Raw genomic sequence first — 17,418 nt, forward strand, 5'->3', positions numbered from 1 at the left:
TTTTGTTATTCTCTGCTCCCACGTCTTTCCGGATTGATGGATAATCCAACTGCCGCTTCGTTGGCCGCGATCCTCATGTCGGTAAACATTTCTTCAGCATAAGCGAGCTCGATGACCTCACCGTATTTCTTCTGGATTTCCGGCAGGCGAACCTTTAATGAAGGGGTCAACTCGCCGTCTTGCACGTTCCATTCTTTGCCGATAATGACTACCTTCTTTGGCTGTTCATGCCGGGCAAATTTACTCGTGAACTTGGCTACTTCTTTTGTAAGCAGCTGCTGGACCGCCGGTTCCTTGAGCAATTGGTTGACATCTGTTGTCAGCCCCTTTTGCTTTGCCCATGGCAGCAGGTTTTCTAAGCTTGGCGTAATTAAAGCGATCACATACTTTTTATCCTGGCCAATCAAAACCGCATTATTAATATAAAGACTCTGGGTCATCGCGTTTTCGACCGGCTGCGGCGCGACATTTTTTCCGGTAGTCAATACAATTATTCGCTTCTTGCGGTCGACAATTTTCAAATACCCTTCCTCATCGATACTGCCAATATCTCCGGTTAAAAACCAGCCATCCCTGAATGTCTCGGCTGTTGCCTCATCGTCCTTGTAATAGCCTTTCATAACACTCGGGCCCTTGACCATGACCTCACCATCTTCAGCAATTTTAATTTCAAGATTAGGCAGCGGTTTGCCGACTGTACCGACTTTCGAGCGAACCATCGGATTCGTACAGACAACCGGTGAGGTTTCCGTTAACCCGTAACCTTCAAGCGCAGGAATATCAACCGCCCAGAAAAACCGGCCGATTTCCGGATTGAGGGCGCCGCCGCCGGAGATAAGCCCTCGGATTCTGCCACCCAGCTTCTTTTTTACCTTGCTATAAACCAAGGCGTTGGCAATCTTCCAACTGCGGGTGATTTCCTTTGGGAGGAAACCGTTTTTCATCATCTCATCAAAGCTTTGGCTTAAATAGTACTCATATTTTTTCAAGCCGATATTAATGGCCCATTTAAAAATTTTCTTGCGCAACGGCGTCCCCGATTCGACCATTTGTTGAGCGGTAGCGTACACTTTTTCAAATAAGAGTGGCACGCTGACGAGCACGGTTGGCCTTACTTCCAAAAGATTTTCCTGGACTTTATCAATACCCTCTGCGTAAGCGATGGTACAACCAATGGACAATGGCATGAACTGTCCAGCCATCCGCTCAAAAACGTGGGACAACGGCAAATGTGAGAGCAGGATGTCGGAAGGTTTCGCTTCAAGGACCCAGAATTGAACCCCTTCCACGTTGGAGAGAATGTTTCCATGTGTCAGCATCGCACCTTTTGGGTTTCCGGTCGTCCCAGATGTGTGGATAATCGTCGCCAGTTCATCTCTTTTCAGATTGCTCCAATTATATTCCCAGTTTTCATATGGGAGATTGTAACCAAGAGAGGCAACATGCTGCAGTGACACAATCTGTTCTGTTTGGACGAAGTTATCAGGTGGAAAAATAATTGCGGTTGGCACTCGGTCAGCTTCGGGAATTTTATCAAGAAAAAAGTCATCCTGTACGAACATGAAGGTACATTCTGCATTTTTCAGTATATAGGTGACTTGATCTGGTGGCAGGGTGGAATGAATCGGTACGCTGACAGCACCCAAACTCATAATGGCCAGGTCGGCTGCCGGCCAGTAAGGGTTATTTTCAGAAAGTATAGCGACTTTGTCATTTCGCTTTACTCCCAAATAAGCTAAACCGGCCGCGAGATGCTTCACCTTGTTCCAAAAGGTTTCGTAGCTGATTCCATGCCAACCCCCTTCTAGTTTCCACAAGAAAGCGTCCTTACCGGCATGCTTCTGGGCAGTACGCGCTACTGCTTCCACTAAGTTATTTGCCTTCATAATCTCCCTCCAATCCATACCCAAGGAGGCTGAAGAAGAGGCTGCCTCCAGATTTCTTTTTTATAGGGCGTCTTTTACATTGTATTGCTTCAAAATCGATTCAATCTTTAGGGCTTTTCCAATATCGCCTTTAATTTTTAACTTTCCTGTCATGAACGCCATCGTTCCGTTCAGCTTCCCTAACATGAACAGATGGAAGCTTACCAGTGACATAACCAACATACAGTCAGCAGGATGCTCGCTCCCTTCCGTTACCGCCGCTTTACCGTCCTGAAAATGAAGCTGATATTCCCCGCCATCTTCTCCAGTAATGTCAAACTGGTAAATGGCATTAAACCCCTCAATCGGAACCGGGTTTTCGTTTACCGTTTCCGCAATTTTTTTCATCAGATCCGCTAATGAATACATTTCAATTTGCTTTCCCATCGTTGATCCTCCTTGAAAAATTACTGCACTTTCTTTCAAACGAGAGTATTCAAAATATTCCTATTATACTCATAATACCAATACGTATCCGTATTATATAGCAAAACCCTTCGCTAAATTTCGACTTTTTACTATAGCCACATTGTTTTCACAGGCTACGCCGCTAACAAGTTTAATTTCCTTGTTAAACCGCCAAATATCTTTTAAAATTAATACTAATTCGTACCGGTACTATACAGATTGGACTGATGAGTAATGCTTTTTGTGACTGAAATGCCGAAAGAGGCAAGGGATAAAATTCTCTATGCGAGCCTAGTGCTTTTTACCAATGAAAGCTACAAAAATACTTCTGTCTTGGACATTGTTGAGATGGCCCACGTATCCAAAACAACTTTCTATCAGCATTTTTCTAGCAAGGAAGAATTGATTGAAACACTCTTCAAAGAGGTATTTTTCGAGATTATTGAAGAAGTAAACTTGGCAATCAATAAAGAAAATCGAACAGCCTACAAGGCTTATGCCGGGATTCGCCGTTATATTGAAATTTGTTTTACAGACGTTAAAGTCGCCAATTTAATGTTGGTGGAATCAGTTGGGGTTTCCCAGGGGGTGGAAAAAGCCAGGAGTGAAGCCCACCGGCAATTTGCCCAGTTGATGTTTCAAACGGTTCAAGGCTTGCTTCCAGCAACCGTTTCTAAAACAGAGATTCGAATTGTTTCACAGGCAATGATCGGGGCAATCAATGAAGTGGTAGTACAAAACTATAACGAAACCGAAGACGGCCTCGTTCATTTTGATGAACTCGCCCGCCTTCTCAATCGAATCGTCGTTGCAGCATTCGTTAATTTATCCAATTAACGAATGCTTTTTTTTGCAAAAATATAAAGCAGCCCTCAGGCTGCCTATTAGATGATTAATGTCCTACATAATTTGCATCCGGAATCAAATTCATCCATTCCTCATACGTTATAATCGTATCCCAATGTCCAGTAAGTTTGGCCACAACCACAACGATGAAAAATAATGCAAGAAATCCAACTGGGATGAACCACTTGTTTACCTTTTTATTCACAACAGTCATATTCAACGTATCTTTAATCGGGCAAGCCTCCACACAAGACATACAGGCATTGCAATTTGGCGAGGCGACCACCTTTTTCGTATGGACCTTGATTCGCTGCGGGCAAACTTTTGTGCACATTTCGCAGTTGGTACAGGTATCCTCATTCCGGCGGACCTTTGAAATTCTGAATATCGAGCCCAGTCCGATTAGCGCGCCATACGGGCACAGGAACCGGCACCAGAAATTTCTGAAGAACAGCGATAACACGAAAATAACCAGAACCACTTTCAAAGCAAAACCGCCGATATTTAAGAAGAATAATAGCATTTTAACATCGGAAATTTTATTATACGGTTCATCCAGGAACGCCTTTGCCTGAAAAGTCGGCATCGCAATAATCATGCTGATAAAGAAATATAGCAAAATGTACTTAATCGGGGTTAATATCCATGTCAGCCATGTCGGAATTTCAAAATTCTTTTTAAAAATTTTCCGTCCCAGCCACGCCGTCATTTCGCTAACCGTTCCTACCGGACAAAACCAACTGCAAAACGATCTGCGGAAAATCAGTCCTGAAGCAATAAAAAATGCCAATAGGACGAGTCCTGCCGGGTGAATCACATCAAACTCGCCGCTCGTCAGCCACACCTTTAAGGCTACAAGAGCACTGATTGGCAAAAACCCCTCAACGGCTGACGGCCTCTCAACAAACGGTGTTTCTCCCAGCGTTTCAAAATGCATGTAAAATCGATAGAATTGCAGACCAACATATAATAAAAACAAGAGAAACACAGCCTGAACAACATATCTGGTAATCTGAACCGGCTTCCGTTTCAATTGTTTTTTATACCAGGCTTTTGATTTCATATAGAGTTCCCTCCATTCCTAATACTTTAACTATAGGTAACTGGTAAACTCAGGTATGTGATTTAAATCATCAAAACCATTCAATTCATAAAGCTGTCAAATTAGCGACGAAAATCCGTCAAAAAGTTTTTTATTATTGTTATATCAATAATGGTAACGATTTCATCGGAATTTTCCGAAAAAAAACCACTTGCAAAATTATTTGAAAATAATATAATAGCAATATCAAATATTAAATCTGACTTTTTAAAAACAAAATCGATGACGAGAAGAGTAACTTGTCTTTCTTGACCTCAGAGAGCCGGCGACTGGTGAAAGCCGGTGTCAGGACACAAGTGAAAATCATCTCCGAGATGCTAAGCTGAAGTTTTTAGTAAGCTTATGCCGGACTGCCTGCCGTTAAAAGAGGACACGTATGATGGTACGTTGATCGAGAGCCGCAAGTTTTTTATGTTTGCGGAAGTAGGGTGGTAACGCGAGCAAGCTCGTCCCTAAGCTTTAGGGGCGGGCTTTTTGTATTGTTTTAAGATGTCAGGAAGGAGAGAAATGTAATGAAAAAGAAAGACACGTTATTTGTAGGATTAATGCTATTTTCAATGTTTTTTGGGGCAGGCAACCTTATTTTCCCTCCATTCTTAGGTCTGGGTGCCGGAACCTCGTTTTGGCCGGCAATAACAGGATTTATTTTAACTGGGGTCGGACTACCGCTATTAGTATTGGTCGCGATTGTGCTTGTAAATGATGCTAATACACTTGGTAACCGGGTTCATCCATGGTTTGGCACAAGCTTTACCGTGTTAGTTTATCTATCAATTGGACCATTATTCGCGATTCCGCGTAACGCTAATGTTGCCTACGAAATGGGCGTCCAGCCGTTTTTGGGCCATTTATCCGTTAGCCAACCGCTGCTATTATTAGGTTTTTCTGTTGTTTTCTTTTTACTGGTATATTTATTAAGTTTAAATACTTCCAAAGTGGTCGACTATATGGGCCGATTTATTTCGCCGATCCTCTTATTATCAATCGTTGTTTTGTGTGTTGCCGGATTTTTTGTCCTTAATAAGCCGCTTGAGGCTCCGACTGACACTTATCAGTCCGCTTCATTATTTAAGGGATTTATTGATGGCTATTCAACAATGGACGCTCTTGCATCACTTGCATTCGGGATTGCCATCTTGACCGCCTTAAAGCAAAGAGGCGTAACAGATAAAAAACAGTTAACAGCCTATACGTTAAAAACCGGTCTTATTGCGGGTTCAGCGCTGGCCCTTGTGTATGTGATCATCGGGCTGTTGGGGGCAAAAATGGCCGGATACGGAACGTTTGACAACGGAACAGCTGTCCTATCATCAGCCGCCACACTTGTTTTAGGGAGCGGTGGCACTGTCCTGCTTGGCGTCATTTTTACCCTCGCCTGCTTTACAACTTGTGTCGGTTTGACAATCGCCTGCGGCCAATATTTTTCAAAATTAATGCCGAAGCTTAGTTACCGTATGGTCGTAACGGCGGTTACGGTTGTGAGCTTTTCACTCACCAACCTGGGCTTGAATCAAATTATCTCAGTATCGGTTCCATTCCTTGTAATGGCCTATCCGTTGTTAATCGTGCTCGTGACTCTGGCCTTTCTGCACCGTTTCTTCGGCGGGGCGCAGAAGGTATATGCCGGTGCGATGCTGCTGACCGGTCTTGTCAGTGTGTATGATGGCTTAAAAATGTTCGGACTAAAAATGCACGTCCTAGAAACTTTGATGGGCAGTCTTCCATTAGCATCAGTGGGCCTTGGCTGGGTCGTTCCGGCACTTGCCGGCGGCTTGGCGGGATTTGTTTTCGACAAACTGACCCGTCGTGAAGAAAGTGAACAGTATCAATTGGAAAAGGCCTCTTAATAGTCGATGCCAGTGGTTTATATCCGCTGGCATCTTTTTTATTAAAATGCAGTTTTTTGGATGAATTAATGGGAAGAATGGAAAAATATCAGCATTTATGATATGAATAGATAGTAGATAAATGAAAACTCGCCGACTGGCGAGTCCGTTAGGACGAAGACAGAGGCGTAGTTGATTTTCTTATTAGCCAAGATGAAAGAGGTTGAAACGGGTGGACAATAATACATCTAACTTTATAAAAGATATTATCATAAAAGATTTGGAATCGGGAAAGCATCAAAAAATCGTAACCCGCTTCCCGCCGGAGCCGAACGGTTACCTTCATATTGGCCATGCTAAATCCATCGTCCTGAATTTCGGCTTGGCGGATGATTTTAACGGACTGACAAACCTTCGGTTCGATGATACCAATCCGCTCAAGGAAGACATCGAGTACGTCAACTCGATTAAAGAGGATGTTAAGTGGCTCGGCTATGAATGGGACAATTTACAGTTCGCCTCCAATTATTTCGAGGAAATGTACAACCGGGCAGTTCTGTTAATTAATAAGGGACTTGCTTATGTTGATGACTTGAGTGCGGATCAAATCCGCGAATATCGGGGAACGCTGACAGAGCCTGGAAAGGAAAGTCCTTTCCGCAACCGCTCGATTGAAGAAAATCTCGAGCTGTTTGAAAAGATGCGGGCCGGCGAGTTTGTCAATGGCGAAAAAGTGCTGCGGGCTAAAATCGATATGGCATCTCCAAACATCAATTTGCGTGACCCGGTTATTTATCGAATCTCTCATGCGACTCACCATAACACCGGTGACAAATGGTGCATTTACCCGATGTACGCTTTTGCCCATCCGCTCGAGGATGCAATTGAAGGTGTGACCCACTCCATTTGTACAATAGAATTTGAGGATCAGCGCCCATTCTATAACTGGGTTGTCGAACAATGTGAAATGGAAAACACGCCCCAGCAAATCGAGTTTGGCCGCTTGAATCTGACCAATACGGTGATGAGCAAACGGAAGCTTAAGCAGCTTGTTGACGAAGGCTTTGTGGACGGATGGGATGACCCGCGGATGCCGACGATTTCCGGTATGCGCCGCAAGGGCTTTACCCCTGAGTCGATTCGGACATTTGTAAAAGAAACGGCCGTTTCGAAAAATAACGCTACGGTAGATTATCAAATGCTCGAGCACTTCGTTCGCGAGGATTTAAAACTAAAAGCGCCGCGGACAATGGCCGTGATTAACCCGTTAAAAGTCGTTATCACAAATTATCCTGAAGGGCAAATTGAGCTTTTGGATGCGGAAATCAACCCGGAAAATCCAGAAATGGGCATGCGGAAAATTCCTTTCTCCCGTGAGCTTTACATCGAGCAGGATGATTTCATGGAAAATCCGCCAAGCAAATACTTCCGCCTCTTCCCTGGGAACGAGGTCCGTCTCAAGCATGCATACTTCATTAAGTGCGAAGAAGTTGTCAAGGATGCGGACGGAAATGTGGTTGAATTACGCTGCACCTATGATCCGCAAACTAAGAGTGGTACTGGGTTTACCGGCAGAAAAGTAAAGGGAACAATTCACTGGGTGGAAGCAGCCCACGCCGTTCCTGCGGAGTTCCGGTTATATGAGCCACTGATTTTGGACGAATCCGAAGAAGATGCTGACGACGGCAAGACTTTCCTTGATAAGGTAAATCCAAATTCGCTTGAGATCCTGCAAGGCTTTGTCGAGCCAAACATGAAAGAGTCCATGCCGCATGATAAGTTCCAGTTCTTCAGACACGGCTATTTCAACGTTGACCCTAAGGTAACAACCGTAGATAAGCTAGTATTTAACCGAATTGTTTCGTTGAAGAGTTCATTTAAGATTTAATAAAAAAACCAAGTCTGCAGCAGACTTGGTTTTTTTTATTTATCTATCGTAACTGGCACCTCTAAAATAATTTTTGTCCCTTTACCTGGTGAACTAGTTATCGTCAGGTGCCCGCCAACCGACCGTGCCCGTTCGTCCATACTGAACAGGCCGACTCCAGAGGTCTGCGTCTCCATATTAAAGCCCTTCCCTTTGTCCTCTATCATCACGCGGACGGCATCATCCATTTCCCGGATGGTGACAGAAGCGTCCGAGACATCAGCATACTTCCAAATATTCGTTAATGCCTCCTGGATAATTCGATAAATTGTCAATTCAATGCTGATATCCAGACGTCGATTTAAAACACAATCAAAATAAACATCAATCTGATGATGGTCGGAGAACCGTGATAGATATGAACGGATTGCCGGAACTAGCCCAAGATCATCAAGGACAGAAGGTCTTAGTTCCCAAGATATTTGCCGAATTTCCTCGATTAATTGAGTAGCCTCCTCCTGCATTTGCTGCAGCAGTGGATGGTCCATTTCAGCGAGCATGCGATTAATCGTAATCAAATGACTATAAAGATTTTGGCCAATCCCATCATGAAGATTCCGCGACAACCTCCTGCGCTCTTCCTCCTGAACATCAATGATTCTCGTCATCATTCCTTGCAATTCCTGCTCTACCCGTTTTCTTTCCGTCACCTCATAGCGAATCGCTACATATTGATATGGCTTACCGTGATCATTCATAAACGGGACAATCGTGGTATCCACCCAATAGTAGGTGCCATCTTTGGCCCTATTGCGAATCTCGCCTTTCCAAACCTCTCCAGACCCGATGGTACGCCACATTTCCCGAAAGAATTCTTTCGTATGGTACCCCGAATTGACAACACGATGGTCCCGTCCCAGCAATTCCTCTCGTGAATACTGAGAAATATGGCAAAATTGATCATTTACATATGTAATAATCCCCCGTGAATCGGTGATGGCAACAATCGAAGATGCATCGAGGGCAAATTTGTAATCTAACAGTTCACTTTTTGCCTGACGTAAATCCCTGTCCATTTCATATCCATCCTCCGTATCATAGAATATGCCCCAAAAGTAGCTGTTCCAATAGAGAAGCAGAATCTTGCACGATTTCCTGCTCTTGCTCCGAAAAGACGTATTTCTCCCGTTTTCCGACAAGCAATACTCCTTTAGGAACGGCATTAAAAAATAAAGGGACCGCATAGGTGGAAACAAGTTTTTCAGCGAGATTGATGGGATAATCAGTTACTTTCCCTGTGATGTTGTTAGGAAATTCTTCTATCATCATCGAACTGCCGCTTGAAATGATCTTCCCCGCGATTCCTTTACCGAAACGGACGGTTATTCGTTTGTATTTATCATTCAAATTTCCGGAGGCATAATGCCATCTGACATCAGGACCTGCTTCATTCTGCATGGCAAGGCCAACAAAATCGCAGGAAATTTGCTCCCTCAATTGCTCGCAAACCTGTTTCACTGAGTCGAGTTCCCCTAGTTCTGACATGTCGTGCGTCTCCTTAAATGCCATAACCCAATAACCCCTTTTTCACGGCATATTCCACGAGCTCCGGCCGGGTTTTCATTTGCAGTTTTTCCATCAGGTTGCCTTTATGGGTTTCCACCGTTTTCACACTGATGACCAGCTGTTCGGCAATTTCCTTGTTGGAATACCCTTTGGCAATCAAAGTAAGCACTTCTTTTTCCCTGTCAGATAATAAATTATACGTATCACTTTCATCATGCTTGATACCTGATAAGTATTCTTCCATTAGCCGTTTTTGGGCCGAAGGGTGAAGATAAGCATCGCCTCTGGCCACCGATTCAATCGCCGACATTAATTCGTCATGCGGGGCACTTTTTAAGATACATCCGGATGCACCGCCTTGTATTGCTCGGAATAAATACTCTTCATCATCGTGCATCGTTAAAATCAAAATATTTACTTCAGGCATTAATTTCTTTAATTCTTGGGTTGCAGACAGCCCATCTTTCCCGTGCGGCATGCTTAAGTCCATGACAACCACATTCGGTTTTAGCTTCAGTGCCTTCTTAATGCCTTCATTGCCTTCTGAGGCCTCACCGACCACTTCGATTTCGGGATTCGTATTCAAGAGCATTTTCAGCCCGCTTCTTACGACAGCGTGATCATCTACCAATAGGATTTTTATCAAAAATAAACTCTCCTTTCATGTCTATTTGAGTGGAAGAGATATTTCTACGGATGTTCCTTCTCCTATTTTAGAGGATATCACACACTGTCCGCCAGCCAAAAGCATTCGTTCCTTCATCGCGGCTAGGCCGGATGAATCGCGATGGTCCATGGGTTGAAATCCCTTGCCAAAGTCATCAATCGTGATTTTCAATTCGTTCCTTTGCCAGAAAAGGTTAATTTTTACATTCGATGTATCTGCGTATTTGGCAATATTCATTAATGCCTCCTGGCAAACCCTGAACACGGCAATCCTGTCTTTCTCAGGTACCTGTTTCTCGATTCCGTCTGACTCCAACTCAACTAGAATCCCAAATGTGGAAGTATATAATTTAATATAGCTTTTCATCGCTGGCAGCAGCCCTAACGTTGTTAGGGCTGGCGGGTGCAATTCAACAGAAAGCAGCCTGATTTCCTGGATTGTTTTTTCAATCAGCATTTCCATTTCACGGACATAATTTTTCATCACCGGCTCTTGTGTCCCTGATTCGATAAATTGCAACCCGGTTAAAATACTATACAGGTTTTGGCCGACCCCTTCGTGAAGCTCCAATGCAATTCGCTTGATTTCCTCTTCCTGCGATTCGATAATATAGGAATTTATTTTCTGCTTCATTTTCAATGTATCCATGACTGCCCTCCAATCCCTCTTATTAAAAAAGTCAGGAACTCTTACAAGACCTAAACCTTTTTCACTGTATAGGTTAAACCGCTATCTGCGTCATACGCCGACCACAAGCGATCAGATTCGCTAACCTGACTGGATAATGGGACGGCGAGAAAATACATATGGTCAAAGTAAAGCCGGATATGTGTCCCATCAGGACAAAGCTGAACTTTTTGGATCGATTTTCGAACGGCCGGTGCCTGGTCTCCGCCCTCTTGGTCCAGAATCGCGATTTCCACCGATGCGCCGGAAAACCGTTCTTTTACTGCCTCAAGATTAATGGCCCCCACAGCTATTACATCCCTTCTTCACAGGGTAAATGAACATTTTATAGCCCTGCAGGTAATCCCAAAATTTGTCCTCGGCATGATCCTCAATGAATTGAATTGTTTCATCCTCTGACTCCCATGTACTCATGCCCTTAATTTCGGCGATGACCATTTCCGCCCCGTCAACGACCTTCTCCTCGAGATACCAATTTAAGCGCTTCTTGGCAAACAACTTTTGCAGCAATTCTTCGATTTCGCCGGAAAAATCCCCAGCCTGCTGACGGACAAAGCATAAATCGATATAGGTTTCGCTAGTCATTGACATTCACACCTTTTTTGTAAATCAGAAAAGCAACCGGGAATAGAATCACATTTACGACAGCGGCAATAATAGTATTAGTATAATTTTGATAAAAATATTGATGGACCATGTACTGGGTTGCAATAATATTCAACATTAAGACAGCGAGCAAAAGGGCAACCGGGATATAACTACGCTTCATACCGCTTCACCCCCACGGCATAAACAACGCCGTTTTCTACTTTTACATGGATTTCCGGAAGCGGTCGTCTTGGCGGTCCCGCAGTAGGTGCGCCTGTTTCCACATCAAACTTTCCATGGTGGCATGGGCAAAGCAAATCGCCTTCATCCTTTTGCCAGAACACTGGGCAGCGCAGGTGGGTACATGCATTTTGGTAAGCAACCAATTTCTTCTCTGATAATCTGATCAGGATGGCGCTGTCGTGTTCGCCAGGGAAGTGAAAATCGACCGCATCCCCAACGGCAACTGAGTTCAAATCAGCAATTTTTTGTTTCGGATATTTTTTGTCACCTAGGCCACCCAGTTCTTTAGCGGCCAGCACCCCCCATGGAAGGGAGGAAACGGCGAACACGCCGGCTGCCCCTACCAATGTCTTCATAAAGCCGCGGCGGTCAAGCTTTCGTTCATTGTTTCGATTTATATTATGGGTGTAATTATCTTCATTGAACGGGATTTTATTATTTTTATCGCTCATGGTAATCCCTCCTAGAACAGTTTAGTGACGCCCTGCAGGATTCCAGGGAGATTCACTCGTACGTTAGTTTCGCCTTCTAAATATGGCATGCTTGTTACCCACTTACCATTATCCAGGTTAAATTGCTTTTGTTTTGCTTCGATTTCTTCATCTGTTAACCACTGAAGTGTATTAGACGGACATACACTCGCGCACATTGGCGGAATACCATCCTTTGTGCGGTCAATGCAAAGGTCGCACTTATACATTAAATTCTGCTCTGTATCGAACTTCGGTATTCCATAAGGGCAGGCAATGGTACAGTTTTGGCAGCCGATACACTTTTCCACAAGAGCAGACAGGACAGCTCCTGTTTCGTGAATTTGGATCGCCTGGGCAGGACAGCTTCTTGCACATGCCGGATTCACACAGTGAAGGCACATTAATGGCATCGTTTGACGGTTAACAAGCGGGTTCACATCGTATACATAGTTGCGGTTACGCTCTTCGTGCCCTCCGCACTGCGTGCAGGCTGCTAAACAAGAACGGCACCCGATACAGTTTTCAAGTTCAAGATATAACCTCTTTTTTACCACTTTACTGCACCTTCTTCATTTCAAGTTTTTCAATCTGTGCGGCACAAGCCTTGAATTCCGGCATCCGAGAGATCGGATCAAGTGCACCAATGGTCAGTAGATTAATAGATTCATCATGTCCCCAGTGATACGGAACAAAAACGGTATCTTTGCGAATCGCTTCGGTGATTTTCACCTTGTAAACAGCCTCGCCTCTTCTTGTATATAAACGGACATTTTCTTCGTGATTGATATTATATTTTTCTGCTGTTTCCGGATGTACTTCTACAAATGGATCCGGACACATATCACGCAAAAATTGAATTCTTCTCGTTTGATTGCCCGACAAGTAGTGGTATACTACACGTCCAGAAGTTAAACGGAGCGGATATTCCTGATCCGGTTCCTCTGCTGGAGGTCTGTAAGGCAATGCAAAGATCTTTGCTCTACCATCTGGATGATAAAATTTCTTATCCAAGAATAAATGCGGTGTCCCAGGATCATTTTCCTCTTTACAAGGCCAGAATACGCCGTCTTGTTTTTCAATTTTTTCCCAAGTAACCCCGTAATAATCAGCTACTCCACCTTTAGAAGCAACACGCAGTTCATTAAAGATATCTTCGGCACTTTTTAAGTGCGAAAAATAGTTGCCGCGGCCCATGCGTTCAGCAATTTCAATTTGAATTTGCCAGTCAGGCTTTGCTTCACCAAGTGGTTTTTGAGCTTGGTTAATTTTGATGATACGGCCTTCGACATTAGTGGTTGTTCCTTCATCCTCCGCCCAAGTAGTGGTTGGCAGAATGACATCGGCAAACTCTGCAGATTCAGAAAGATAAAAATCAACACATACCATGAAATCTAAGTTTTTCATCTGTTCACGTACATAATTTAGATTAGGGGCCGAAACGGCAGGATTAGAGCATAAAAGGTATAAAGCACGGATGGTCTTTTGCTCCATTAACCCGAACATTTCATAAGCAGAAACACCCTCTTTTGGCATTTCTTCTGGCTGGATTCCCCACACCTTGGAGATATATTCCACATGCTCCGGATAAGCAATTTTGCGATAGCCTGGAAGCGCGTCTGCTTTTTGTCCATGTTCGCGGCCGCCTTGACCGTTTCCTTGTCCTGTAATCGTGGCAACCCCAGATTTAGAGCGGCCAATTTTCCCAGTTACAAGGGCCATATTCGTATAGGCAGAAACGTTGTCTACCCCTTTAACCTGCTGCTCAATCCCCCGTGCAAACATAACGATTGCATTTGGCGCTTTTCCGTAAATTTCTGCAGCACGGATAATTTTTTCAGGTGCCACACCCGTGATTTGACTTGTATACTCAGGTGTGAAATCTTCTACTACCTTCTTTGTTTCTTCAAAACCGTTAGTATGATTTGTTACGAACTCTTCATCCACATAACCATTTTTGATAAGCTGATTCAAAATACCATTTGCTAACGCCAAGTCTGTACCTGGTCTCAAATCAAGATGAAGATCCGCTCTTCTTGCGATCGGAGTTTCCCGCGGGTCTGCTACGATCACATAGCCCCCTCTTTCTTGAACCGCCCAAATACGGAACATCGAAGTTGGGTGACATTCTGCTGTATTACTGCCAGCCAAGAAGACACAGTCAGTTTCATGTACATCTGTCCAAGGAACTGTAGAACCACGGTCGATTCCAAGAGAACGGTTCAGTCCACCTGCCGCACTCGCCATGCAGAAACGTCCATTATAATCGATATACCGAGTTTGAAGACCAACGCGGGCAAACTTCCCTGTCAGGTAGCATTTTTCATTTGTCATGGACACTCCGCTATAGACGGAAATTGAATCTTTTCCATATTGCTCTTGCAGTCCTTTAAACTTGCTGACAATTAAGTCATAGGCCTCTTCCCAAGTGGCTTCACGGAATCCTTTGTTCGTGCCTTTTAATGATTTATCATCGCGAATTAGCGGTTTTAGGATACGATCCTGGTGGTTTACCTGCTGGTAAGCCGTAACGCCTTTTGGACACATTTTACCTAATGTAACCGGCCAATCGTAACGAGGCTCAACCCCAATAATCTTATTGGTTTTCGTATTCACTCTTAAGTTCATCCCGCACTGCATCGCGCAATAGCTGCAGTGGGTCTTGACTAACGTTTCATCTGGATGATTTACATTTTCTATCTCTTTAAAGAACCGGTCTCTCGCGTTTTTAAAATTAACCTCTTGCATTTTGGTTTGCCTCCTTGACCTTGACTTGGTGGGTCGGAATTCCCGAGAATCTTGCGATACGGTACTTTCTGCGGCATGGCAGGCAAAGTTCAGCAAGATTGAAACCATCTTCCATGTTAAATTCCATGCTATTGACGCCCAAGACATTGATAACGTCAGTTGATTGTTCTACTGAAACAAATTGCTCCCCACAAACCTTACATTCTTTCATATGCTGTTCCCCGTAGTGTTCACGGTAGTTTCTTGCCAGCACGCTCATTGGACGGAATGGGATATGGGCAAGCTTACCGAACGGCAAGTAGATTAGGGTCACAATGACTGAGAATTGGTGAATCAGTGACATTTGCGGCTGCATCCAGCCGTGTAAAAATACATTTTGAACAGTCAGTAACAGTCCAGTGACTGAAATCAATAACAACAAATAAAGCGGCAGGAAGTCGTACATAAATTTTTGTTCCGCTCTTGCCTGCATATTTTTCATCCGGCGGTAAAGTGCCATGCAGACACCGGTAATAACCATGATCGCTGAGATGTTTAATGCGTTATAGGAGAACCAAGCGATGATTCCATCAGCTTTGATATTGATCAAATTCATTCCCATTACAACCACCGTGTAGTAGCCGTTGTCTTCCATTGTGAAGTACATCCAGCTGAAAACCAGTGGGAAGGTTACTAAGCAGGCAAGCACGCAGCCCCAACCGATCAAAATGTGCTGCATCCAGCGATAGAAGCCCCGCTTTTTGATGAAGTCATAAATCGCCAAGTGATTAACAGCTGTTTTCGCTGTGCTTTTTCTAAAAAGCAGCTTTAGTCCTTTTTTAATTATGAGTTTGGTTGGCGGCCGTTCACCCCAGGAGATAAAGCGATAAAAGAACCCACCGAGGAAAGTAAGCGTTCCTACCATATATCCATAAAGATTCAAGTCGATATGGGTAAACATTCTTGTGCCGATAAACACTAAAATCGCTAGTCCAGTGACTGATAAAAACATTGATTTCGCAAATTTCGAAGCAAACGCATCATTAACTGTGCTCTTTGTATTCGCAGCTGCATTAACTTGCATTTTATTAGTTGCTTGCATTAGAGCTCCTCCTCCAAAAAAATAACACTTCCGTTTTCTTACTCTTATTGTAAGTAAAACGGAAGTGTTATCTTTATCGGGGAACTCCCCCATCCTTAGGGGAAAAAACCCTTAGATATTCAAAATTTGACATAGGTTTGTCACATTTGCCTTTTTGCGTACTTTTTTCGCCAGGAATATAGCAGAAGCAGCACCCCGATTAATAATTGAAGTGTTGACAAGGCTGCGTCCCAGAAATGATGGTTGGATGGTCCGTAGCCAAAACAATGATTGATCCTAGTCATCGCAAATACTAATTGGGGGATATAGTAGCCGAAAAACAGCAGGATTGTCAGCCCGACACCGATAAAATAAAAAATGGTATAGGTAAAAACAGTCCTTTGTTCTCCGGCAAATACTACCTCTGATTGATTGTCCGCTTTTAAAAATGTGAACTTGCTTCTGATTGCCTGATTGGCATTTTCCATCAGATTATAAGCGCCGGATACATTTTCATACACATAATACAAGTCTGTTTTCATATAAATGCAGAACTGATAGACCATCCGGATTAAGGTGTCTAATGCAGCAAGCTTCAGGAAACTAAGGAAAATCCCTGATTCCTCTGGAAAAATCAGCTGCCCAACCAAAGCAAGAAAAAGTATGGCGGAATCAAAGCAAAGCCCTGCAAGATATAAAATATTCCGATCCTTTGACTGTAGTCTCCAAGCCTGTGCCATGTCTGTTTCCAGTACAACCAGGATTAACCGGTGCCCAATCTCCAGCCTAGTCGGGAGATTAAAACTGCGCATCGCCAATATGTGGCCAAACTCGTGGATCATGACCAAAACAGCCGATAACACCATCCAAGCAGGGATATTAAATACCATCAAATCGAACACAAAAATATCCTTAAAATGAGGAAATAACTCCGGTTTTAAGATAAATAAGAGTATATTGATAGCAAATAACACAGCATAAAGCATCATTGTTACCTTATTAAAAAAGAATTTTCCCAACTTTGGTGAAATCCCCAAAAAGCCAAGACGGTCCTGCTGCTTTTCCCGAATCTCTACTTTGATCCCATCAACTTCGGCAACCAGTTGCAGTTCCAAAAGCTGATTGGCAAAATCAATAAGATCCACTTCTTCCTCAGGAAATTTCTCTTTCAGCTGCCGCTCGATATCTCCCAGACTAACACCATCTTCAATGAGGTGAATGGCATCAATACACACCTCAGGCATTTCATAGAACTCACCCGACGCAATATCCTCAACAATATAATGTTTTTTGTCCTTGCGAATTTCGAGAGGAATCAATCTTAGTTTTGATTCGAGTGTAATGTTCATGTTAACACCTTTTTTACGTTTATTTTTTTACATAAAGAAGGATGCTAGCAAAAGACTAGCATCCTA

At 43.6% G+C, this 17,418-nt stretch carries 18 protein-coding genes and 1 other annotated feature; of the genes, 3 read left to right on the forward strand and 15 right to left on the reverse strand.

From position 1 onward, the window contains the following. Window positions 1-5: 5 nt before the first annotated feature. Both AR334_RS05050 and AR334_RS05055 read right to left on the reverse strand, forming a co-directional pair. Entirely contained in the window at window positions 6-1,886 is a 1,881-nt protein-coding gene (locus AR334_RS05050) for a long-chain fatty acid--CoA ligase (protein WP_066306202.1), read from the reverse strand. Between the two features lie 60 nt (window positions 1,887-1,946). Next, window positions 1,947-2,312 (reverse strand): SCP2 sterol-binding domain-containing protein, encoded by a 366-nt coding sequence (locus tag AR334_RS05055; RefSeq protein ID WP_066306205.1) that lies wholly within the window; start codon window positions 2,310-2,312, stop codon window positions 1,947-1,949. Window positions 2,313-2,567: 255 nt separating this feature from the next. Here AR334_RS05055 and AR334_RS05060 point away from each other — a divergent pair, with 255 nt between their 5' ends. After that, window positions 2,568-3,170: a TetR/AcrR family transcriptional regulator gene (locus AR334_RS05060; RefSeq protein WP_066306208.1), complete on the forward strand. Its 603-nt coding sequence runs from the start codon at window positions 2,568-2,570 to the stop codon at window positions 3,168-3,170. A gap of 55 nt (window positions 3,171-3,225) precedes the next feature. On the opposite strand, the gene AR334_RS05065 is transcribed toward AR334_RS05060, so the two are convergent. Continuing rightward, window positions 3,226-4,242 (reverse strand): 4Fe-4S binding protein, encoded by a 1,017-nt coding sequence (locus tag AR334_RS05065; RefSeq protein WP_066306211.1) that lies wholly within the window; start codon window positions 4,240-4,242, stop codon window positions 3,226-3,228. 252 nt (window positions 4,243-4,494) lie between these two features. Further along, window positions 4,495-4,738 (forward strand) — a binding site (T-box leader). A 55-nt stretch (window positions 4,739-4,793) separates the two neighbouring features. On the opposite strand from AR334_RS05065, the gene brnQ reads away from it, so the two are divergent. Together brnQ and AR334_RS05075 are read left to right on the forward strand one after the other, a co-directional pair. Then, complete coding sequence (brnQ, locus tag AR334_RS05070; protein ID WP_066306218.1) at window positions 4,794-6,128, forward strand: branched-chain amino acid transport system II carrier protein; 1,335 nt, start codon at window positions 4,794-4,796, stop codon at window positions 6,126-6,128. Between the two features lie 211 nt (window positions 6,129-6,339). Continuing rightward, a complete protein-coding gene (locus AR334_RS05075; protein ID WP_066306221.1) occupies window positions 6,340-7,995 on the forward strand; it encodes a glutamine--tRNA ligase/YqeY domain fusion protein in 1,656 nt (551 codons plus the stop codon). 35 nt (window positions 7,996-8,030) lie between these two features. On the opposite strand, the gene AR334_RS05080 is transcribed toward AR334_RS05075, so the two are convergent. The 12 genes from AR334_RS05080 to AR334_RS05135 form a co-directional block, all read right to left on the reverse strand. After that, entirely contained in the window at window positions 8,031-9,050 is a 1,020-nt protein-coding gene (locus AR334_RS05080; protein ID WP_066306228.1) for a sensor histidine kinase, read from the reverse strand. A 19-nt stretch (window positions 9,051-9,069) separates the two neighbouring features. Further along, complete coding sequence (locus AR334_RS05085; RefSeq protein ID WP_066307664.1) at window positions 9,070-9,519, reverse strand: GAF domain-containing protein; 450 nt, start codon at window positions 9,517-9,519, stop codon at window positions 9,070-9,072. A 13-nt stretch (window positions 9,520-9,532) separates the two neighbouring features. Next, complete coding sequence (locus AR334_RS05090; RefSeq protein ID WP_066306231.1) at window positions 9,533-10,186, reverse strand: response regulator transcription factor; 654 nt, start codon at window positions 10,184-10,186, stop codon at window positions 9,533-9,535. Between the two features lie 21 nt (window positions 10,187-10,207). Next, window positions 10,208-10,855, reverse strand: coding sequence for a sensor histidine kinase (locus AR334_RS05095; RefSeq protein ID WP_066306239.1), 648 nt, complete (start codon window positions 10,853-10,855; stop codon window positions 10,208-10,210). 50 nt (window positions 10,856-10,905) lie between these two features. Then, entirely contained in the window at window positions 10,906-11,181 is a 276-nt protein-coding gene (locus tag AR334_RS05100) for a hypothetical protein (protein ID WP_253701185.1), read from the reverse strand. Then, window positions 11,168-11,479: a hypothetical protein gene (locus AR334_RS05105; RefSeq protein WP_066306242.1), complete on the reverse strand. Its 312-nt coding sequence runs from the start codon at window positions 11,477-11,479 to the stop codon at window positions 11,168-11,170. Before AR334_RS05105 ends, AR334_RS05100 begins: the two co-directional genes overlap by 14 nt. Next, the gene (locus AR334_RS05110; RefSeq protein ID WP_066306245.1) at window positions 11,472-11,663 is read right to left on the reverse strand and encodes a hypothetical protein; all 192 of its coding nucleotides are present in this window, start codon (window positions 11,661-11,663) and stop codon (window positions 11,472-11,474) included. Before AR334_RS05110 ends, AR334_RS05105 begins: the two co-directional genes overlap by 8 nt. Next, entirely contained in the window at window positions 11,653-12,177 is a 525-nt protein-coding gene (locus tag AR334_RS05115; RefSeq protein ID WP_066306250.1) for a Rieske 2Fe-2S domain-containing protein, read from the reverse strand. The genes AR334_RS05110 and AR334_RS05115 overlap by 11 nt, the downstream gene beginning before the upstream one ends. Before the next feature lie 11 nt (window positions 12,178-12,188). Further along, window positions 12,189-12,752 carry a 4Fe-4S dicluster domain-containing protein gene (locus AR334_RS05120; protein WP_066306252.1) on the reverse strand — a complete coding sequence of 188 codons (564 nt, stop codon included), beginning with the start codon at window positions 12,750-12,752 and terminating at the stop codon, window positions 12,189-12,191. A 1-nt stretch (window position 12,753) separates the two neighbouring features. Beyond that, window positions 12,754-14,943 carry a molybdopterin oxidoreductase family protein gene (locus AR334_RS05125; protein ID WP_066306254.1) on the reverse strand — a complete coding sequence of 730 codons (2,190 nt, stop codon included), beginning with the start codon at window positions 14,941-14,943 and terminating at the stop codon, window positions 12,754-12,756. Continuing rightward, the gene (locus AR334_RS05130; RefSeq protein WP_066307670.1) at window positions 14,930-16,006 is read right to left on the reverse strand and encodes a hypothetical protein; all 1,077 of its coding nucleotides are present in this window, start codon (window positions 16,004-16,006) and stop codon (window positions 14,930-14,932) included. Before AR334_RS05130 ends, AR334_RS05125 begins: the two co-directional genes overlap by 14 nt. A gap of 158 nt (window positions 16,007-16,164) precedes the next feature. Beyond that, window positions 16,165-17,352 (reverse strand): hypothetical protein, encoded by a 1,188-nt coding sequence (locus AR334_RS05135; protein WP_066306256.1) that lies wholly within the window; start codon window positions 17,350-17,352, stop codon window positions 16,165-16,167. Window positions 17,353-17,418 lie beyond the last annotated feature (66 nt).

The organism is Bacillus sp. FJAT-29814, from assembly GCF_001510715.1.
Classification (GTDB): domain Bacteria; phylum Bacillota; class Bacilli; order Bacillales; family Cytobacillaceae; genus Neobacillus.